The sequence below is a fragment of the Hydrogenophaga sp. L76 genome, from assembly GCF_057654755.1.
Genome location: NZ_CM172807.1, coordinates 3,045,293 through 3,063,208, shown reverse-complemented (window position 1 = coordinate 3,063,208; position 17,916 = coordinate 3,045,293). Strand labels below are relative to the sequence as shown.

Below are 17,916 nucleotides of genomic sequence, written 5' to 3'. Positions count from 1 at the left end.
GAGCCCAACATGAACCTGAGCACCCTCTCTTTCGACATCGCCAACCTGCAGGCCGCCTACGCCAGCGGCGTCACCGTGCGCGCCGTGATCGCCGAAGCCATGCGCCGCTGCGCCAGCGACACCCACCACGCCTTCATCCACCGCCTCACCGATGCAGAGATCGAACCCTTCGTCGCGCGGCTCGACGGCGTGGACCCGGCGAGCCTGCCGCTCTACGGCGTGCCCTTTGCGCTCAAGGACAACATCGACCTCGCGCACATCCCCACCACCGCCGGCTGCCCCGAATTCGCATACACCCCCGGCGAGAGCGCCTTCCTGATCCAGCAGCTGCTGGCGGCCGGCGCCGTGCCGCTGGGCAAGACCAACCTCGACCAGTTCGCCACCGGCCTCAACGGCACGCGCTCGCCCTACGGCGCGTGCCAGAATGCCTTCAACCCCGAGTTCGTTTCGGGCGGCTCCAGCTCCGGCTCGGCGGTGAGCGTGGCCAAGGGCTGGGTCACGTTTTCATTGGGCACCGACACGGCCGGTTCGGGCCGCGTGCCCGCCAGCTTCAACAACCTCGTGGGCCTCAAGCCCAGCATCGGCCTGCTGTCCGGCACTGGTGTGGTGCCGGCCTGCCGGTCGGTCGACACGGTGTCGATCTTCGCGCTCACCGCCGCCGACGCGCAGGCGGTGCTCGCCGTGGCCGCGGCGTACGACGAGGCCGACGCTTTCAGCCGAAAGGCCGAGCCCTTCGGCGTGGACTTCTCGGCCGGCCCGTTCCGCTTCGGCGTGCCGCGCCCGCAGGACCTCAACTTCTTCGGCAACACCGCCGCGCACGGATTGTTCGAAGCATCGATCGAACGCCTGAAAGCCCTGGGCGGCACGCCAGTGACCGTGGACCTCACGCCCTTCCTCGAAGCCGCGCGCCTGCTCTACGAAGGCCCCTGGGTGGCCGAGCGCTACGTGGCCATCAAGGACTTCATCGACGCCCAACCCGAAGCCGTGTTCCCGCCCGTGCGCACCATCATCGAAGGCGGGCGCGGCAAAACCGCGGCCGATGCGTTTGCGGCCAGCTACCGGCTGAAGGCGCTCAAGCGCGTGTGCGACGCGGTGTGGAAAGACGTGGACTGCCTGCTCACGCCCACGGCCGGCACCATCTACCGCATCGCCGACATGCAGGCCGACCCGATCCGCCTCAACAGCAACCTGGGCTACTACACCAACTTCATGAACCTGCTGGACTACGCTGCCGTCGCGGTGCCAGCCGGCTTCCAGGCCAGCGGCGACGCGCAAGGCCTGCCCTGGGGCGTGACCCTGGCCGCGCCCGCGTTCAAGGACGTGCCCCTGCTGCGCCTGGCCGACCGCTTCCACCGCGCGCAGGCGGCGCTCTCACTCGGCGCCACCACCGCGCAGCTGGCCGACACCCCCGCCATCGGCACCACCGGGCTGCCCAAAGGCAGCAACACCGCCGGCACCGTCAAGGTCGCGGTCTGCGGCGCGCACCTCAGCGGCCTGCCGCTCAACTGGCAGCTCACCCAGCGCGGCGCGCGCCTGCTCGGCGCAGTCCAGTCCGCACCCGAATACAAGTTCTACGCCCTCGCCGGCGGCCCGGTCCAGCGGCCCGGCATGGTGCGCGTCAACGAAGGCGGCGCAGCCGTCGACATGGAAGTCTGGGAGATGCCGGCCCAACACTTCGGCAGCTTCGTCGACGGCATCCCGGCGCCGCTGGGCATCGGCAAGGTGAAGTTGGCGGATGGGACGTGGGTGAGCGGGTTTGTGTGCGAAGCGATCGGTGTGGGGGGTGGGACCGAGATCACGCAGTTGGGGAGCTGGCGGGCTTGGTTGGAGCGACGGGGTTGACGTGCAGTTCACCATCTTGGCAGTCTGCGACTGCAGAGAAGAGATGCGTTTTTCTCGCAAATGACCGTTGGACTGCCGATTGCGATCTGCTCCACTGAACGGCAAGAGGTCGCTGTCATGGTGTGCTACTTATAGTCTGTAGACGCAAAGAATTCATGTTTGCATAGTTCGTTGCGTGAAAAATGAACTAATTGCAAAGACGCTCGGTGCGAATATCCGCCGATATCGCACTTCTTTGGGGATTTCCCAAGAAGAGTTGGCCGATCAATGTGGCCTGCATCGCACTTATGTTGGTTCGGTCGAAAGAGGCGAGCGCAACGTGAGTCTTGAGAATATCGTTCTTCTTGCTCGCGCGCTCAACGAAAGCCCGTCCTCGCTATTGGAAGGGCTGAAATGATCAGTCCCTATGTAGGCATTCACAGCGACAAGTGGGCCGAGAAAACGGATGAGCTGATTGGGAGATATCCACTTGGAATGAATGAACTGGTGGAGGTTGTCCTAGCGAGTTGGGAAGGCGTATTTGCTTCGAAGATTGGACGGGGCGGGTTTCAGATCGGGGAGCATATTTTTCCGAAGCCGCAGATCATTGCGTTCTTCCTCCATGAGTTGATTCCCTTGGAGCTAGCAAGTCGGCATCCCGGAGTTTGGCGAGGTGAAGAGGTTGCTTCGGACAAAGATGTCGTATACGTCCCGGATGCCGCGTTCTCAATGGAAATCAAGACTTCTTCACATCCATCCCAAATATTTGGGAATCGAAGTTACGCACAGCAGGGGTCAACTGGGAAAAAGAGCAAGTCAGGTTATTACCTTGCGGTAAACTTCGAAAAATCCCTGAAAGGCGCCAAAGCAGCGCGCCTGCGAAAAATTCGCTTCGGTTGGTTGGATCATGCAGATTGGCAAGGCCAGACTGCTGCAACGGGGCAGCAAGCCCGTTTGTTAAATGAGGTCGAGCGAGGTAAGCTGCGACTCCTGTTCGAAAATCGCTAATGGACGTTGAGCCGCAACGCCTTTTTCCCAAGCTTTGAAGTTGTGAAGGCGTTTGGCAGTTATGTCTATGTACTTGGGTTCTAGTTCGAATCCAAGTACAAAGCGGCCGGTGCTCATTGCAACTTCCGCAGTGGTACCCGATCCCATGAACGGGTCAAGAATAACTTCGCCAGGGTTGCTACATGCACGGACGATTCTGTCGATTACCGCAACAGGAAATTGGGCCGGGTGCGCTGTGCGTTCTGGTGAGGCTCGTTGGCTGCCCGAAGTTATTTTTGGAAACTCCCATACGTCTGTGGGATTTTTTCCCAGCGGATTGCATTTGAGTCTTCCATTCTTCTTCTGATTTGGGTACTTTACGTTGGGGTCGCGTACCTCGTCTAAATTGAATGTATAGCGGCTCTGATTCTTAATGAACCAAAGAAACTTTTCATTGCGCGGGGAAAAATAATTCCGCGCTGCTACTCCCGCTGCATAGTTCCAGACAACCTCTTGCTGAAGAAAGAAAGGGACTTTGTCCCAAAGAAGATACGAGATGGGAAGGCACCTCGCCTTTTCAGGTAATGCAAGGTATCCGAGATTTAGCCAGAAAGCAGAATCCTCTTTCGACACTCTATTGATGCCTTGAATCCATTCTTCACACCAAGCCACATAGCTCTCAACTTCAACCCTTGTTTCATACTCTTTTCCGATGTTGTATGGGGGTGATGTTACGGTCAGGTCGATCAAGTTTGACGGCAGGCGTTTTAACGCCTCAACGCAATCCATTTGGTAGATCATCACGCCGGCATGATGGATAGCTGGGGCTCCAAGTGATTCAAGGAGGGTCTGCTCAAGACGCGAATAGTTGGGGAGAGACAGGTTCATGCGACTTATAGTAGGCAAAACGATGCTCCTAGTCTAGGGAAAGTTTGCATAACATCTGCGGCAGCGTGGATGGATGCACCCGATTCAGATGACCGGCGTTGTTCGGCACAGGCGGTTCGCTTCGGAACCAAATGCCGCCTGTCAGCGGAACAGTGGCGGTGGGCCGCTTCCAGCCCTGATCTCGGGAAAGACTAAGCGAACTGCTTGCCTCTGTGAACGGCTGTCAGTTTCCGCGTAAATCTGGTGTCGGGAGCAAGCCAGACGCGTTCACCCGCTTCAGTCAGCTGAATGCCTTGAACTTCCTTTGAGTTGAATGGGGGGTGCCCGTTCTGCAGGGCACTGAGGTGTGCCGGGGGGGGGGCGTGCCTGCTTTGGCCGTGGCATGGCGGGCATGAGTCAGCGCAGGGGTATGGCGCAGCGCTGGTGTTTTGCGTTACATATCGCCTACCCGTGTAAGAAGCAGGCGCGACAGTGACAGTCACTTTCCGGTAAACCCACTGTCGCGCCCCGAGACCCACCGCTTTGGAGGGCGCCGTTGCCGCTGTCAGTATTTCACGAAGCGGGCGTGGCTGTCCATAGCATGGGCTCACGCATGGGAATGGAGCGCCCATGCCCACTGCCCAGCCCGCGCCGTCACCACCGCCCAGACGCTTTGTGTGCGCCCTGTGCCGCTGCCCTGTGCTCATCTGCAGCCACTGCGACCGCGGCCAGCGCTACTGCAGCGCGGCCTGCTCGCACCAGGCCAGAAGTGGCGCCCAGCGCGCAGCCGGCAAACGCTACCAGGACAGCCGCAAGGGCCGTCACGCTCACGCCAGACGCCAGGGGCAATGGAGGGCGCGCCAGCAAACAGTGACGCATCAGGGTAGCCCACCACCGCCCTGCACTGATGTACTCCCACCCGGCGAAACAACCGCTCTGATCCCAGACGCAAGTCAACGCTGCAAGTGCCAGTTTTGCGGCCGTTCGGTCTCGAATTTTGTACGCCTGGACTATTTGCGTTGCCGCTTTCGTCGCCCATCGAAACCATCCGTATGGAGTACCGACTCACATGGCCATTTCACCTGAACTCACGGCGCAGATCCTGCGCTACCACCACGCCGAGCACTGGCCGGTGGGAACGATCTCGTCCCAGCTGGGCGTGCACCGCGAGACCGTCATGCGCGTGCTCACCCAGGCCGGCGCCGCCCCCATAGTGCCCGCACAACGCACCTCGGGCGTGAGCCCCTACCTGCCCTTTATTGAAGAGACCCTGAAGCAGTTCCCCAACCTCACGGCCAGCCGGTTGCACACCATGGTCGCCGAGCGCGGTTACGAGGGACGCCCCGACCACTTTCGCCACATCGTCGCCAGGCACCGTCCACGCCCCCCAGCACAGGCCTACTTGCGCCTGCGCACCTTGCCCGGTGAACAGGGGCAATGCGACTGGGGCCACTTCGGCCACATCCAGATCGGGCAAGCCAGGCGACCCCTGATGGCCTTTGTGATGGTCCTGTCCTGGTCCAGACGCATCTTCCTGCGCTTCTTCCTGGGCGCGCACATGGAGAACTTCCTGCGCGGCCACGTCCAGGCCTTTGAATCCTGGGAGTCCGTTCCCAGGGTCGTCTTGTACGACAACCTCAAGAGCGCGGTGCTCGAACGCAGGGGGCAGGCCATCCGCTTCAATCCCACCTTGCTGGCACTCTCGGCGCACTACCGCTTCGAGGCCAGGCCCGTGGCCCCGGCCCGGGGCAATGAGAAGGGCCGCGTGGAGCGGGCCATCCGCTACATCCGCACGGCCTTCTTCGAGGGACGCACCTTTGACGGCCTCGACGATCTCAATGCCCAGGCCGATGCCTGGGTGAACGGGGCAGCCAGCGCTCGGCGCTGCCCCGAGGACTCCCAGCTGTCGGTGCAGCAGGCCTTTGACCAAGAGAAGGCGCACCTGATGGACATCCCGGTCACACCGTTTTGTTGCGATGAGATCCGCGGCGTGACAGCGGCCAAGACACCCTATGTTCGCTTTGACCTGAACGACTATTCCATCCCCCACACCCACGTACAGCGCAGCCTGAGCGTGCACGCCAGCCTGCATGAGGTGCGTATTCTGGACGGCCAGCAGGCACTGGCCACGCACCCGCGTTGCTGGGACAAGGCTCAGCAGATCGAGATCGAGGCCCATGTGCAGGAACTGGTGCAGCACAAGCGAGCCGCGCGAGCCCATCGCGACACGGACCGCCTGGTGCACGCGCTGCCTCAGGTGCAGGATTTGCTGACAGAGGCGGCCAAGCGGGGTGAGCCGCTGGGACGCATCGCCCGTGAGTTGCAGGAACTCCTGGATGTGCATGGACGCACGCAGATGACGGCCGCCGTCGCCGATGCCATGAGCCGCGGTGTGCCGCACCCCCATGCGGTTCGTCTGGCGCTGCAACACCAACGCCAACGCCAGCGCCAGCAGCAAACCCCGCCCCCGCTGGGCGTGGCCCTGTCCGCGCAGGTGCGCGCGCGCGACATCGCCGTGCGCCCCCACAGCCTGGACAGCTATGACCGTCTCACGCAGGAGAGTGACGATGCCAGCAACTGATTCGGCCACACTCAAACACCGCGCCCAGGCGTTGCAACTGCACGGGGTGCTGGCCAACTGGAGTACCTGCTGCACCGAACCCTGGGTGGGCACATTGCTGGACTGGGAAGAGCAGGAGAGAACCCGCCGATCCATGGAGCGGCGCCTGCACAGTGCGCGCATCGGGCGCTTCAAGCCCTTGGTGGATTACGACTGGCGCTGGCCCGAGCAGATTGACCAGGCCAGCGTGAGCGAGCTGATGACGCTGCAGTTCCTGCAAAACGCCAGCAACGCCATCCTGGTGGGGCCCTCCGGGGTCGGCAAGACCACGATCGCGCAGAACATTGCGCACCAGGCGGTGTTGCAGGGACACACCGTCCTGTTCACCACCGCCGGCAAGCTGCTGGGCGAGCTGGCCAGTCTGGACAGCGATTCGGCACTGCGCACCCGGCTGCGCCACTACGCCAGGCCAGAGCTCCTGGCCATTGATGAGGTCGGGTATCTGTCGTATTCCAGCCGCTATGCCGATCTGCTGTTCGAGTTGATCAGCCGGCGCCACGAGCACAAGAGCACGCTGATCACCACGAACAAATCGTTTGCCGAGTGGGGTGAAGTGTTCCCCAACGCGGCCTGCGTGGTCGCACTCGTGGACCGCCTGGTCCACCACGCCGAAATTGTCGGTATCAAGGGCCAGTCGTACCGGCACAAGGAGGCACAAGAACGCGCCCGGGCGCGCACCGCAAAGCGCAAACCGTCGAAGGAAACAGCATGAAGCCGTGGCACCCGCCTTCAGGACTGCACCATGGGCTGCCCTTCACGGTGGACGACACCTGGACACCAGAGCAGGCCTTGGCGGTGATGGAGTTGCTTGATGATCTGCGCGATCGCGTCTGGACCCATTACGGCCGGGTCATCCAGAACCTGCTGCGCGAGCAGCGCGTGACACAGTGAATCGCTGGACGACTTTGACCCGGAGTTGCCGTTCTGAACAACGACGAATCTCCCACGCCAACAGCAAGGGCCCCTGACGGGGCCCTTGCTGTTGGTGGCGCACTCAGCACCGAAAGCCGCCACCAGAATCCGCCGCCACAAATGACCACCGGATTCCGTCACCATTTACCGCCGCCAGATTTACGCGGGTTTAGATCGCCGCTAACAGCCTCGAAACCCAGTAGCAGTAGTCGCGCACGGCCGCTGTGGGTGAGCCCTCAGCCGCCGCTTACCGACAGCAGTCCGTTGGCCGCATCAGGCCACCGCCCTCTTCTTTTCCTCACCATCACCCGCCACCCCGCGCCAAACTCCGCCCCACCCGCTCACTCGCCCGGCGCAGCCGCTCCTTCAGCGCGGGTGGCTCCAGCACATCAAATTCCACGTCCAGCGCCATGAGCCAGTAGACCAGCGAGTCCAGCTGGCCCGCGCCGCAGAGCATGAGGCAGTGTGCGTCGTCGATGGCCTCCAGCGTGGCGGCGGATGGGGGAATGGTGCGCAGCATCACCTCGCGCGATTGGTGCAGCACCACGCGCGCCTGGTCGCCCTGGTGCACGCCGGCCATCGCGCCGGTGACGTAGGCGCGCAGGTCGCCCGCTGGCGCCGGGCGCGGTGCGAAGTGCGTGCCGCTGCGGGGGGTGCCCTGCACGCGGTCGATGCGGAAGGTGCGCCAGTCATCGCGCGCCGGGTCCCAGGCCACGAGGTACCAGTGGTGGCCGGTGTGCACCAGCCCGTGCGGCTGCACCTGGCGCACGCTGGCCTGGCCGCGCAGGTCCCGGTAGCTGAAACCCACCTGCAGCTGATCGCGGCAGGCCGTGGCCAACGTGGCGAGCACGCTGGCGTCGATGGTGGGCCCCATGCGCTGCACCGGCACGATGGCCGAGCGCAGCGCGTGTGTGCGGCGGCGCAGGCGGGTGGGCATCACCTGTTCCAGCTTCACCAGCGCACGCAGCGAGCTTTCTTCCACACCGCTCACGGTGCCGGCAGCGGCGATCTGCAGGGCAATGGCCACCGCCAGCGCCTCTTCGTCGTCCAGCAGCAGCGGCGGCAGCGACTGCCCCGCGCGAAACGCGTAGCCGCCCGCCACGCCGCTGCTGGCGTGGATGGGGTAGCCGAGCTGGCGCAGCCGGTCGATGTCGCGCCGCAGCGTGCGCGGGTGCACCTCCAGCCGCTCGGCCAGCTCGGGGCCGGCCCAGTGGCTGCGGGTCTGCAGCAGCGAGAGGACGCGCAGCAGGCGCGAGGACGATGAAAGCATGGTCGCACTCTAGCGTTTATTGAGGGCCGTAACTGTCCGCAATGGGCGCGACATTGCAGCCACGGGTTCGGCGCGGTGTCGGGCCCGCCATTCACACCACCAAGGAGCCCCTCATGTCCAAGATCGTTCTCTACTGGCACCCCATGTCCAGCGCCACCCCGGTCGCCTGCGCCCTCGCCGAACTCGGCGTGCCGCACGAGCGCGTCAAGGTCGACATCACAACCGGTGAGCAGCGCCGGCCCGACTTCCTCGCCCTGAACCCCAACGGCAAGGTGCCCACCCTCACGGTGGACGGCGCACCGATGTTCGAGGCGCTGGCGATCGAGCTGTGGCTGGGCCACACCTATGGCGTGAAAAGCGGCCTGTGGCCGGCCGGCGGCACGCCGGAACACCTTCAGGCCATGTCATGGAGCACCTGGGCCTATGTCACCTACGGCGCGCAGTTGGTGCGGTTGCAGGCCGCGAAGGACATGGGCACGCCCGACGACGCCCACGGAACCGCAGCGCACAAAGCCCTGGACGAACTGCTCACCGTGCTCGATGGGCGCCTGAACCAGAAGCCCTGGTTGCTCGGCGATGCGTACACGCTGGCCGACCTGATCGTGGCTTCGGTGATCGGCTACAGCGTCTACCTGGGTGCACCGGTGGCCGGGCACCCGACCACGCACGCCTGGCTGCAGAAGGTGCAGGCGCGTCCGTCGATGCAGATCGACGCCTGACCACATCGGAGCGCCCTGCCGTTTTCACTAGGTCGGGCGGAGCGTGTGCGGGGTGAGAATGGTCCGATGAGCACCTCAACCTCCTCCTTCATCTCCGACGCCGACCGAACCCCGATCGCGACCTACACCTGGGACGACGTGGACGGCCCGCCCACCGGCGTGGTGCAGATCGCCCACGGGCTGGCCGAGCACGGTGAGCGCTACGACCGCTTTGCCCGGGCGCTCAATGCGGCCGGCTTCGTGGTCCACGCGGTTGACCACCGCGGGCACGGGCGCACCGCCAACGGGCGGCTGGGTGACTTCGGTGCGGCCGGGTTCGGCGGCCTGATTGCCGATGTGGCCCAGTTCGGCACCGCGCTGCGCGCGCGGCACGGCGGCCTGCCGGTGTTTCTGTTCGCGCATTCGATGGGGTCGTTTGCCGCACAGGCGGCCATGCTCGATCACGCATCGACATGGTCGGGCGTGGTGCTGTCCGGCTCGACCGCGCTGGACACGTTCGCCGCGGCCATGGCCAACGCGCCCGCAGACGCACCCGCCGGGCTCGAAGCCTTCAATGCGGGCTTTGAGCACCGCACGGGCTACGAATGGCTGTCCCGCGACGCCGCCGAGGTGGATGCCTACGTTGCAGATCCCTGGTGCGGCTGGGACGTGCCGGCCGATGTGATTCCCGCCTTGTTCTCGCCCGCGGCCCGGGTGGCCGATCCCGCGCTGCTGGCGGGCATCCGCAGCGACCTGCCGGTGCTGATCGCGTCAGGCGATGCCGACCCGCTGGCGGGTGGCGGCGCGCTGATCCAGTTGCTGGGCCAGCGCTACCGTGATGCGGGTCTGGTCGACGTGACGGTCAAGCTGTACCCGGGCGCCCGCCACGAAATCCTGAATGAGAGCAACCGTGAGGAAGTGACCGCCGACATCGTGGCGTGGCTGCGCGCCCACGCGGCCTAGGCGCCGCCGTACACGCCTTGAGCAGGCAGGACCATCCCGGTACCCGTTACCTCAGCGCAGCACCCCGGCAAAGAAGCGCGACAGCTCGTCAAACCCGTCCAGCGGCAACACATTCGCGATGTACTGGTCCGGACGCACGACGATCAGGCAACCGCGTTCGCGGTCAATCCCCCGCATGTCATAGATGTCGCCCGCGCCCTTGTGGTCGACGCAGAAGATCTTCTCGTGGTCCTGCAGGCCGAGCTGGCCGGTCCTGGGCTTGAGCAGCGAGGGCATGTGCTCGTAGGCGAGCTGGTCGAAGGTCTGCTGGAACACGGCGCGCACGTCGATCACCGCGTCGATGTCTTCGCCCTTTCGGGTGTGCTTGACCACCGGGGACTTCCGGTCGGTCTCCAGCCAGTCCGCGAGTTTGTGGATCGCCGAACCCGGGTTGGAGCTGTCGGCCTGGCCGGCGAAGGCGTAGATGCGCCAGCGCGCGTCGGCCTCGGCGGCGTGGCCGAGCTGCATCTGCTTCGCGTCCGACAGGCGCACCACGGGGGCCGAGTGGAAGCGGCGGCCGATCTCTTCGCCTTGGGCGAGCGCCTGGTGCGTCGGCGGCGCGAACAGGGTGGAGGTGTCGTACTTCACCGCGGTGCCGCCGGTGAATTCGAGGTTGGCCTTGAACTGGCGGATGATGCGCGGCTCCTCGGTGCCGTCGCGCTCGGCCTGGGTGGTGGGCGCCGACATGATGCGCGACCACTCGTGGTCGGTCTCGACCAGCCGCTTGGCTTCGGTCAACCGCTCTTTGGAGTAGCTGCGCAGCAGGCTGGCGTCGGCCCGGCCCTGCAGCACGTGCACCAGCTTCCAGCCGAGGTTGAAGGTGTCCTGCATCGAGACGTTCATGCCCTGGCCGGCCTTGGGCGAGTGGGTGTGGCAGGCGTCGCCGGCGGTGAAAACGCGCGGGCAACGGTCCGAGCCTTCGGGCACATCGTCGAACTTGTCGGTGAGGCTGTGGCCGATGTCGTAGATCGACCACCAGACCACTTCCTTCACGTCGATCGAGTAGGGTTGGATGATGCGGTTGGCCGCCGCGATCATGTCGTCCTGCGTGAACTTGCGGCTCGCGGCTTTCTCGCCGTCCTTGAGCTTGTCGAGCTCCACGTACATGCGGAACACGTAGCCGCCCTCGCGCGGCAGGATCAGCACGTTGCCCTCGTTCGCCGACGAGATCAGGCACTTCTGGCGCACGTCGGGGAAGTCGGTGTTGGCCAGGATGTCCATCACGCCCCAGGCCTGGTGCGCGGCGTCGCCGTGCAGTTCGCCGCCGATGGCCTTGCGCACGGCCGAGTGCGCGCCGTCGCAGCCGACCACGTAGTTCGCCCGCACCGTGCGCGTGGCCCACCAGTTCACGCCGCTGGCGTCCTTGAGCGTCACGGTCACCGGGTGGTCGTCGGTGTCGGGGTCCACCGTCAGGCTCACGATCTCCCAGCTGTAGTCGGGCGCCAGGCGCGAGGCCGAGTTCGCCATGACTTCGAGAAACAGCTCGTGCAGCCGCGCCTGGTTGATCAGGATGTGCGGCATTTCCGAGCTGTCGTCGGCCACGTCCTGCACCCGTCCGACGCGCTTGATGTGCTGCGGGTTGACGGGGTCGGGCATCCAGAAGTTGGTCTGGTTCACCCAGTAGGTTTCGCGCTTGACCTTGTCGGCAAAACCGAAGGCCTGGAACATTTCCATGGTGCGCGTGTTGATGCCGTCGGCCTTGCCCTTGATGATGTTGGTGGGCATGCGCTCGACGATCATCGTCTCGATATCCGGGAACTGCGCGAGCTGGGCGGCCAGGCACAGGCCGGCGGGGCCGGTGCCGGCGATCAGCACGTCGACCTTTTCCGGGAGGGGTTCGTTGACGCCGCGGTTGCGGCGGTTGGGCGCGGCCTGCTTGACGTCGGGGTTGCCGCCGCGGAAGCCATCTTTGTAGAACTGCATGGGTTGTCTCCTGGGTTGAATCGCACCGTGAACGCTGGGTGTGTGGGCAAATGATATCTATGCTTACTATTATTTGTCAAGACGGTACGTATACTTATCAAAACGGCATCGCTGAGGCACGCCGGTGTGCACATGAACCTTGATATGGAGCGCGTGGATGGACTCACTCGACATGGCCGGGCATCTGATCCGCCGCTTGCACCAGCAGTCCACCCTGGTCTTCGTGCAGCGCACGCAGGCCGCGGGTTTTGATCTGACGCCGGTGCAGTTTGCGGCGCTCGACGCGATCCACAACCAGCCTGGCACGGACCAGGCGCGGGTGGCCGAAATGATCGCCTACGACCGCGCCACCATCGGCGGCGTCATCGAGCGTCTGGAACAGAAGGGGTGGGTGCGCCGCGTCGTCAGCGAGCGGGACCGCCGGGCGCGCGAGCTGTCGCTGACCCCCGAAGGGCAACGCACCTTCAACGCGCTGGTCCCGGTCGTGCGGAGCCTGCAGGATCACATCCTGCCGTCGCTGGGCGACGCCGACCGCGCGCGTTTTCTCAAGCTGGCCCGGCAGGCCGTGGGGCAGTAGCCGTACCGGATCAGCCGCGACCGCCCTTTGCCCGCCGGGTGCGGTCGATGCGAGGCGGTTTACAGGCGCGGCGCTTCGTCGGCGACGCGCACCATCGTGATCGCGTCGAACGGGCACTTCAGCACGCACTTCGCGCAACCGGTGCAGCCCGCGGCGTCGTGCAGCGTGCTCTTTTTCTGCCAGTTCGGGGCCGTCTCCAGCGAGAGCACATGCGGCGGGCAGACGCCCACGCACCAGCCGCAGCCAGTGCAGCGCGTCGGGTTGATGACAGGCAGGGCCTTGCGTTCGGTCGCCATGCCGTTATTGTGTGGGCACCATGCAAGACGACATCCCCACCCTGCGCCGCATCCTCGCGCGCGACCGCACCATCGCCGTGGTCGGCCTCTCGGCCGAATGGCACCGCCCCAGCCACTTCGCCGCCAAGTACCTGCAGGAGCACGGCTACCGCATCGTGCCGGTGAACCCGCGCTACCCGGAAATCCTGGGTGAAAAGAGCTATCCGCGGCTGGAAGACATTCCTTTCCCGGTCGACATGGTCGACGTGTTTCGCAAGGCCGAAGAAATCCCGGCCGTGGCACGCAGCGCCGTCGCCATCGGCGCCAAAACCCTGTGGCAACAACTCGGCCTGATGAGCGAAGAAGCCGACCGCATTGCCACCGAAGCGGGCATGGACTCGATCTGGGACCGCTGCGTGAAGATCGAACACGCGCGCCTCTTCGGCGGACTCAACTGGGCCGGGGTGAACACCCAGGTCATCTCGGCCCACCGGCCGAAGCAGGGCTGACACCATGGCCGACCGCAGCTTCCAGCCCGAAACCCTGGCCATCCACGCCGGCCAGATCCCCGACGCCGCCACCGGCGCGCGCGCCCTGCCGATCTACCAGACGACCAGCTTCGTTTTCGACAGCGCCGAACACGCCGCCAGCCTGTTCAACCTGCAGACCTTCGGCAACGTCTACTCGCGCCTCTCCAACCCCACCGTCGCCGCGCTCGAAGAACGCGTGGCCGCGCTGGAGGGCGGGCGCGCCGCCGTGGCCACCGCCAGCGGCATGGCGGCCGAAGCGCTGGCGCTCACCACGCTGCTGCAGGCCGGCGACCACGTCGTCGCGGCCGGTGCGTTGTATGGCGGCAGCGTCACCATGCTCGCCGTCAACCTCAAGAAATTCGGCATCGAGACCAGCTTCGTCGACGCCACCAACCCCGACGCCTTCGCCGCCGCCATCCGCCCCAACACGCGCGCCGTGTTCGCCGAAACGCTGGGCAACCCCAGCATGGTGGTGCTCGACATCGCGGCTGTGGCCGACGTGGCGCACGCGCACGGCCTGCCGCTGATCGTGGACAACACGGTGCCCAGCCCCTTCCTCTGCAACCCGCTGAAACACGGCGCCGACATCGTGGTGCACAGCGCCACCAAATACCTCGCCGGCCACGGCACCACGCTCGGCGGCGTGGTGGTCGAGAGCGGCAAATTCCCGTGGGACAACGGCAAGTTCCCCGGCATGACCGAGCCCAGCCCCGGCTACCACGGCGTGAAGTTCTACGAAACCTTTGGCGATTTCGGCTTCACCATGCGCTGCCGCATGGAAGGCCTGCGCGTCTTCGGCGCCGCACTCTCGCCCACCAGCGCCTGGCAGATCCTGCAAGGCGTGGAGACGCTGCCGCTGCGCATGGAGCGCCACTGCAGCAACGCGCTTGCCGTCGCGCAGTACCTGAAAGACGACCCGCGCGTGGGCTGGGTCAACTACCCCGGCCTGCCCGACCACCCGCAACACGACCTCATGAAAAAGCAGATGCGCGGCGCCTCCGGCCTGCTGGCCTTTGGTGTCAAAGGCGGGCTCGAACAAGGCGTGAAGTTCATCGAAAGCGCGCAGTTCATGAGCCACCTCGTCAACATCGGCGACACGCGCACCCTCATCAGCCACCCCGCCAGCACCACCCACCGCCAGCTCGACGCGGCCCAGCAGCTCGCGGCCGGCGTGCCGCCCGACATGGTGCGCATCTCCGTCGGGCTGGAGCACATCGACGACATCCTGTGGGACATCGACCAGGCGCTGGAGCGGGCCGTGGCCTGACCGGAAAAAACAGCAGACGAAAAAAAACCGGCCCAAAGGCCGGTTTTCTGAACTGAAGCGCGAGCGCTCAGTAGCCGCCGCGTCCACCGCGGTCACCACCGCCGTAGCCGCCGGTGCTCGGCTCTTTCGGGCGCGAGATGTTCACCACGATCGAGCGGCCGTCAACCGACATGCCGTTGAGGCTCTGGATCGCGGCCTCGGCCTGTTCGCTGGTGGACATTTCCACAAAGCCGAAGCCCTTGGAACGACCGGTGTCGCGGTCCATCATGACCTTGGCCGACGTCACGCCACCAAACTCGGTGAAGTTGTTGCGCAGGATGGCGTCGTCGATGGAATAGGGCAGGTTGCCCACGTAAAGTTTCGTGCTCATGTCAGAGCCTTTCAGAGAAATTGCGCCACAGCCAGGCCGAGCCCGACAGCGCATGAAAAATGCAGCGTCCGATGGATACCGCAGGAACGGTTGTTTGCGAAGATGCACACGGCCTGAACCGAAGCGAATCTGCGCCAAGCTGAATAGGGGAGCGTGGTGTCTGCAGCTCAACAGAACATCAAGACCGAATGGCGTCGGAGCTGACCGGGGCCCGGGATGCCGCCGGCTGGGCCGCGTGGGTTGGCGGATGCCACCGAACTCGGCTCAAGTTGGTATTATATTTAATTGGAAATATAAATGCAAATTTATATTGCGACCAGTTAGAAAGTAGCACCCATGCCCGAAACCCGCTTCCACATCCCCGACCTGCTCACGCAGGAAGACGCCGACGCCGTCATGTTCGAGCTGCAAGACCTGCCCTGCGTCAACCAGGCCGAAGTCAACCTCGCCGAACACACCGCCTGGGTCAGCCACACCGCCATGATTTCGGCCGACGACATCGCAGCCAGGCTGCAGGAAGCCGGCTACGAGGCGCAGGTGCAGGCGTGACTCAAGGCATGAACCTGCAAGGCATCCGCCGCAAGATCGTCTACGTCAGCCTGTTTGAGGTGGTGGCCGTTGCCATCACCAGCACCGGTCTCGCCGCCGGCTCGGACAGCAGCCTGCAGCACGCCAGCGTGATCGCCGTGGCCACCTCCGTCATCGCGGTGGTCTGGAACCTGGTCTACAACACGTTCTTCGAGCGCTGGGAAGCGCGCCAGACCGTGCGCGGACGCAGCTTCAAACGCCGCGCTGCCCACGCCATCGGTTTCGAGCTGGGCTTCATCGTCTCGCTCGTGCCGCTGTTTGCGTGGTGGCTGGACATCGGCTTCTGGCACGCGCTGGTGCTCGACCTGGGCCTGTCGCTCTTCTTCCTCGTCTACACCTTCGCCTTCAACCTCGGGTTCGACAAGGTGTTCGGCCTGCCGGCTTCGGCCGCCTGACGCGCGGCCGCCGGGGCGCTCACCTCCGGTGGTGCCGCACCCTCCACGCCCAGCCACGGCCCCGGGGCCGCAGTATCGTCGGTCTGCATAACCCGCCCTCCCCGGAGACCTCCATGAACGACGCCAACCCCCTGACCAAGGTCATCACCCGCCACCTGCGCATCACCGGCCGCGTGCAGGGTGTGGGCTACCGCTGGAACATGGCGCAGCAGGCGCAAGCGCTGGGCGTGAGTGGCTGGGTGCGCAACCGTCTCGACGGCAGCGTGGAAGCCGTGGCCTGCGGGCCTGTGGACGCGGTGCAGGCGCTCGTCGACTGGGCGCAGAGTGGGCCGATGGGGGCTCGGGTGGACGGGGTGGTGGTGAGCGAGGCTGAGGGTGGAGAGTTGCCCAGCGGCTTTGAGCAGCAGGAGACGGTGTAGGTCGGTGAGAGGCGTTCCGCCTCTCCATCCTGGCGCACGATCCATCCCACGTCATCCCAGGCAAAGCCCTGGGTGTCAGGCAAGATCCTTTTGAATAGTCTCTGTTCCTCACCACATGAGGAACGCTATGAGCCCAACAGAACCGACCCCACAACGCCTTCAGTACGGCGAGCGACCGACACAGCCCGGTATGTATCTTGGCCTTTTCCATGGTCGGAACAGCCGCAAAGAAGACATGGATGATTGGGGGTTTGCTGGACCTGTGCTCGGCCCGTTGAACTATTGCCACACCACGTACATGGCGTACGTCCACGTGCAATTTGTGAATGGGCAAGACGCGCGCATCTGCTGCAACTCCGGCCATCTTGATGTGGACTTGGAAGTGGTGGAGGACATGATCCAATTTGAGGGCGCTTACTATGGCGATTGGACGGTGTTCTTTGTGGCGCCAGAGGAGTGCCGGCGTCCTGATGACGCTTTCCGTAACAAGCCCCGCATCAACGCGTACCAGTGGCACAACCACTTGAAGAATGCCCAACATTCGGATGGCCCTTAGGGAGAATCAATGCCGAGACCGAACGACTGGACCCGCGAACAGACGCTCGCCGCGCTTCACGTTTATTTCCAGTTGCCATTTGGGCAACTGCATCAGCGCAATCCGTTGATTCGGAACTTGGCCGAATGGATCGGTCGGACACCGGGCTCGGTCGCACTCAAGTTGGTCAACTTCGCGAGTCTCGATCCTCAAGTGCGCGCAAGCGGTCGTGCGGGGATGAGCAACGCTTCACAACTCGACAAGCGGATCTGGGACGAACTGAACGGTGAATGGGATCTTGTTGCCGATGAGGCCGCTCGCGCGTACGAGAACTACGGTATTGAACGGGGTGTGGCACCCGGTTCGGACGTGTTGGATGATGTGCCTGAGATTGCCGAAGGCAAGACAGTGACCGCGATGGTCAAGGTACGTGTCAATCAGGCACGCTTTCGGCGAGCGGTTCTGGCAAGCTACAACGCCCGTTGCTGCATCAGCGGACTCTCAGTGCCGCAACTGTTGATTGCCAGTCACATCGTGCCTTGGAGCATGGACGCAAAGAACCGGTTGAATCCGCAGAACGGTCTCTGCTTGTCAGCACTGCACGACAAGGCCTACGACATTGGCTTGATTTCCATCCTGCCGGACTTCACTGTTCGCGTTTCGAAGCGCTTGCAGGATGTTGAACTTGACGCATTCACCAAAGTGACCTTGGCGAAATACAGCGGTCAGAGGATTGCGCTACCGGAGCGGTTCAAGCCGAATCCCAGTTTTCTCCAGGCACACGCCGCACGGTTCGACTTTATTTGAAAAGAAAAAGGCCCGGAGGTTTCAACCACCTTCGGGCCTTTTCACTGGGTCAT

The 17,916-nt window shown here is 64.2% G+C and carries 21 protein-coding genes; 16 read left to right on the top strand and 5 right to left on the bottom strand.

The genetic code is table 11. The annotated features are described in order from the left end of the window. The first annotated feature begins 9 nt into the window (after positions 1–9). From atzF to AC23D4_RS14760, 3 genes are all read left to right on the top strand, one after another. Positions 10–1,842 (top strand): allophanate hydrolase, encoded by a 1,833-nt coding sequence (gene atzF, locus AC23D4_RS14770; protein WP_472890401.1) that lies wholly within the window; start codon positions 10–12, stop codon positions 1,840–1,842. A gap of 175 nt (positions 1,843–2,017) precedes the next feature. After that, a complete protein-coding gene (locus tag AC23D4_RS14765) occupies positions 2,018–2,239 on the top strand; it encodes a helix-turn-helix domain-containing protein (RefSeq protein ID WP_472890400.1) in 222 nt (73 codons plus the stop codon). Then, on the top strand, positions 2,236–2,829 hold the full coding sequence (locus AC23D4_RS14760; RefSeq protein ID WP_472890399.1) for a ScaI family restriction endonuclease: 594 nt from the start codon (positions 2,236–2,238) through the stop codon (positions 2,827–2,829). The genes AC23D4_RS14765 and AC23D4_RS14760 overlap by 4 nt, the downstream gene beginning before the upstream one ends. On the opposite strand, the gene AC23D4_RS14755 is transcribed toward AC23D4_RS14760, so the two are convergent. Next, positions 2,779–3,696 (bottom strand): DNA-methyltransferase, encoded by a 918-nt coding sequence (locus tag AC23D4_RS14755; RefSeq protein ID WP_472890398.1) that lies wholly within the window; start codon positions 3,694–3,696, stop codon positions 2,779–2,781. The two genes, AC23D4_RS14760 and AC23D4_RS14755, sit on opposite strands and share 51 nt — an antisense overlap. A gap of 1,048 nt (positions 3,697–4,744) precedes the next feature. On the opposite strand from AC23D4_RS14755, the gene istA reads away from it, so the two are divergent. The 3 genes from istA to AC23D4_RS14740 are packed head-to-tail and all read left to right on the top strand — an operon-like array spanning position 4,745 to position 7,186. Continuing rightward, positions 4,745–6,256, top strand: a complete 1,512-nt coding sequence (gene istA, locus AC23D4_RS14750; RefSeq protein WP_472890610.1) for an IS21 family transposase — start codon at positions 4,745–4,747, stop codon at positions 6,254–6,256. Beyond that, positions 6,243–7,007, top strand: coding sequence for an IS21-like element helper ATPase IstB (istB, locus tag AC23D4_RS14745; RefSeq protein ID WP_472888557.1), 765 nt, complete (start codon positions 6,243–6,245; stop codon positions 7,005–7,007). Before istA ends, istB begins: the two co-directional genes overlap by 14 nt. Continuing rightward, positions 7,004–7,186 carry a hypothetical protein gene (locus tag AC23D4_RS14740; RefSeq protein WP_305335885.1) on the top strand — a complete coding sequence of 61 codons (183 nt, stop codon included), beginning with the start codon at positions 7,004–7,006 and terminating at the stop codon, positions 7,184–7,186. The genes istB and AC23D4_RS14740 overlap by 4 nt, the downstream gene beginning before the upstream one ends. Before the next feature lie 325 nt (positions 7,187–7,511). Here the strand turns inward: AC23D4_RS14740 and AC23D4_RS14735 are convergent, their stop codons facing one another. Further along, positions 7,512–8,477: a helix-turn-helix transcriptional regulator gene (locus AC23D4_RS14735; RefSeq protein WP_472888558.1), complete on the bottom strand. Its 966-nt coding sequence runs from the start codon at positions 8,475–8,477 to the stop codon at positions 7,512–7,514. A 113-nt stretch (positions 8,478–8,590) separates the two neighbouring features. Here AC23D4_RS14735 and AC23D4_RS14730 point away from each other — a divergent pair, with 113 nt between their 5' ends. Both AC23D4_RS14730 and AC23D4_RS14725 read left to right on the top strand, forming a co-directional pair. Then, complete coding sequence (locus AC23D4_RS14730) at positions 8,591–9,196, top strand: glutathione S-transferase family protein (protein WP_472888559.1); 606 nt, start codon at positions 8,591–8,593, stop codon at positions 9,194–9,196. Between the two features lie 66 nt (positions 9,197–9,262). Further along, complete coding sequence (locus tag AC23D4_RS14725) at positions 9,263–10,138, top strand: alpha/beta fold hydrolase (RefSeq protein ID WP_472888560.1); 876 nt, start codon at positions 9,263–9,265, stop codon at positions 10,136–10,138. 51 nt (positions 10,139–10,189) lie between these two features. Here AC23D4_RS14725 and AC23D4_RS14720 read toward each other — a convergent pair whose 3' ends face one another. Further along, a complete protein-coding gene (locus tag AC23D4_RS14720) occupies positions 10,190–12,100 on the bottom strand; it encodes an FAD-dependent monooxygenase (protein WP_472888561.1) in 1,911 nt (636 codons plus the stop codon). A 157-nt stretch (positions 12,101–12,257) separates the two neighbouring features. Between AC23D4_RS14720 and AC23D4_RS14715 the strand changes: the two genes are divergently transcribed. Continuing rightward, the gene (locus AC23D4_RS14715) at positions 12,258–12,677 is read left to right on the top strand and encodes a MarR family winged helix-turn-helix transcriptional regulator (protein WP_472888562.1); all 420 of its coding nucleotides are present in this window, start codon (positions 12,258–12,260) and stop codon (positions 12,675–12,677) included. A 59-nt stretch (positions 12,678–12,736) separates the two neighbouring features. On the opposite strand, the gene AC23D4_RS14710 is transcribed toward AC23D4_RS14715, so the two are convergent. Beyond that, positions 12,737–12,973: an ATP-binding protein gene (locus AC23D4_RS14710; RefSeq protein WP_472888563.1), complete on the bottom strand. Its 237-nt coding sequence runs from the start codon at positions 12,971–12,973 to the stop codon at positions 12,737–12,739. A gap of 20 nt (positions 12,974–12,993) precedes the next feature. Between AC23D4_RS14710 and AC23D4_RS14705 the strand changes: the two genes are divergently transcribed. Further along, entirely contained in the window at positions 12,994–13,461 is a 468-nt protein-coding gene (locus AC23D4_RS14705) for a CoA-binding protein (protein WP_472888564.1), read from the top strand. A 4-nt stretch (positions 13,462–13,465) separates the two neighbouring features. Next, complete coding sequence (locus AC23D4_RS14700; protein ID WP_472888565.1) at positions 13,466–14,749, top strand: O-acetylhomoserine aminocarboxypropyltransferase/cysteine synthase family protein; 1,284 nt, start codon at positions 13,466–13,468, stop codon at positions 14,747–14,749. Positions 14,750–14,816: 67 nt separating this feature from the next. Here the strand turns inward: AC23D4_RS14700 and rbp are convergent, their stop codons facing one another. Further along, a complete protein-coding gene (rbp, locus tag AC23D4_RS14695) occupies positions 14,817–15,119 on the bottom strand; it encodes an RNA-binding regulator (RefSeq protein WP_305361837.1) in 303 nt (100 codons plus the stop codon). A gap of 336 nt (positions 15,120–15,455) precedes the next feature. Between rbp and AC23D4_RS14690 the strand changes: the two genes are divergently transcribed. From AC23D4_RS14690 to AC23D4_RS14670, 5 genes are all read left to right on the top strand, one after another. Beyond that, complete coding sequence (locus tag AC23D4_RS14690) at positions 15,456–15,668, top strand: heavy-metal-associated domain-containing protein (RefSeq protein WP_472888566.1); 213 nt, start codon at positions 15,456–15,458, stop codon at positions 15,666–15,668. 14 nt (positions 15,669–15,682) lie between these two features. Further along, on the top strand, positions 15,683–16,102 hold the full coding sequence (locus tag AC23D4_RS14685; RefSeq protein ID WP_472888678.1) for a PACE efflux transporter: 420 nt from the start codon (positions 15,683–15,685) through the stop codon (positions 16,100–16,102). Positions 16,103–16,215: 113 nt separating this feature from the next. Continuing rightward, positions 16,216–16,521, top strand: coding sequence for an acylphosphatase (locus AC23D4_RS14680; protein WP_472888567.1), 306 nt, complete (start codon positions 16,216–16,218; stop codon positions 16,519–16,521). A 127-nt stretch (positions 16,522–16,648) separates the two neighbouring features. Then, positions 16,649–17,077 (top strand): hypothetical protein, encoded by a 429-nt coding sequence (locus tag AC23D4_RS14675; protein WP_472888568.1) that lies wholly within the window; start codon positions 16,649–16,651, stop codon positions 17,075–17,077. Positions 17,078–17,086: 9 nt separating this feature from the next. Next, complete coding sequence (locus AC23D4_RS14670; RefSeq protein WP_472888569.1) at positions 17,087–17,863, top strand: HNH endonuclease; 777 nt, start codon at positions 17,087–17,089, stop codon at positions 17,861–17,863. Positions 17,864–17,916 lie beyond the last annotated feature (53 nt).

Bases quoted from the DNA above. Each gene is read 5' to 3' on its own strand.
- atzF (WP_472890401.1), top strand. From the start codon at position 10: ATGAACCTGAGCACCCTCTCTTTCGACATCGCCAACCTGCAGGCCGCC.
- AC23D4_RS14760 (WP_472890399.1), top strand. From the start codon at position 2,236: ATGATCAGTCCCTATGTAGGCATTCACAGCGACAAGTGGGCCGAGAAA.
- AC23D4_RS14755 (WP_472890398.1), bottom strand. From the start codon at position 3,696: ATGAACCTGTCTCTCCCCAACTATTCGCGTCTTGAGCAGACCCTCCTT.
- istA (WP_472890610.1), top strand. From the start codon at position 4,745: ATGGCCATTTCACCTGAACTCACGGCGCAGATCCTGCGCTACCACCAC.
- istB (WP_472888557.1), top strand. From the start codon at position 6,243: ATGCCAGCAACTGATTCGGCCACACTCAAACACCGCGCCCAGGCGTTG.
- AC23D4_RS14740 (WP_305335885.1), top strand. From the start codon at position 7,004: ATGAAGCCGTGGCACCCGCCTTCAGGACTGCACCATGGGCTGCCCTTC.
- AC23D4_RS14735 (WP_472888558.1), bottom strand. From the start codon at position 8,477: ATGCTTTCATCGTCCTCGCGCCTGCTGCGCGTCCTCTCGCTGCTGCAG.
- AC23D4_RS14730 (WP_472888559.1), top strand. From the start codon at position 8,591: ATGTCCAAGATCGTTCTCTACTGGCACCCCATGTCCAGCGCCACCCCG.
- AC23D4_RS14725 (WP_472888560.1), top strand. From the start codon at position 9,263: ATGAGCACCTCAACCTCCTCCTTCATCTCCGACGCCGACCGAACCCCG.
- AC23D4_RS14720 (WP_472888561.1), bottom strand. From the start codon at position 12,100: ATGCAGTTCTACAAAGATGGCTTCCGCGGCGGCAACCCCGACGTCAAG.
- AC23D4_RS14715 (WP_472888562.1), top strand. From the start codon at position 12,258: ATGGACTCACTCGACATGGCCGGGCATCTGATCCGCCGCTTGCACCAG.
- AC23D4_RS14710 (WP_472888563.1), bottom strand. From the start codon at position 12,973: ATGGCGACCGAACGCAAGGCCCTGCCTGTCATCAACCCGACGCGCTGC.
- AC23D4_RS14705 (WP_472888564.1), top strand. From the start codon at position 12,994: ATGCAAGACGACATCCCCACCCTGCGCCGCATCCTCGCGCGCGACCGC.
- AC23D4_RS14700 (WP_472888565.1), top strand. From the start codon at position 13,466: ATGGCCGACCGCAGCTTCCAGCCCGAAACCCTGGCCATCCACGCCGGC.
- rbp (WP_305361837.1), bottom strand. From the start codon at position 15,119: ATGAGCACGAAACTTTACGTGGGCAACCTGCCCTATTCCATCGACGAC.
- AC23D4_RS14690 (WP_472888566.1), top strand. From the start codon at position 15,456: ATGCCCGAAACCCGCTTCCACATCCCCGACCTGCTCACGCAGGAAGAC.
- AC23D4_RS14680 (WP_472888567.1), top strand. From the start codon at position 16,216: ATGAACGACGCCAACCCCCTGACCAAGGTCATCACCCGCCACCTGCGC.
- AC23D4_RS14675 (WP_472888568.1), top strand. From the start codon at position 16,649: ATGAGCCCAACAGAACCGACCCCACAACGCCTTCAGTACGGCGAGCGA.
- AC23D4_RS14670 (WP_472888569.1), top strand. From the start codon at position 17,087: ATGCCGAGACCGAACGACTGGACCCGCGAACAGACGCTCGCCGCGCTT.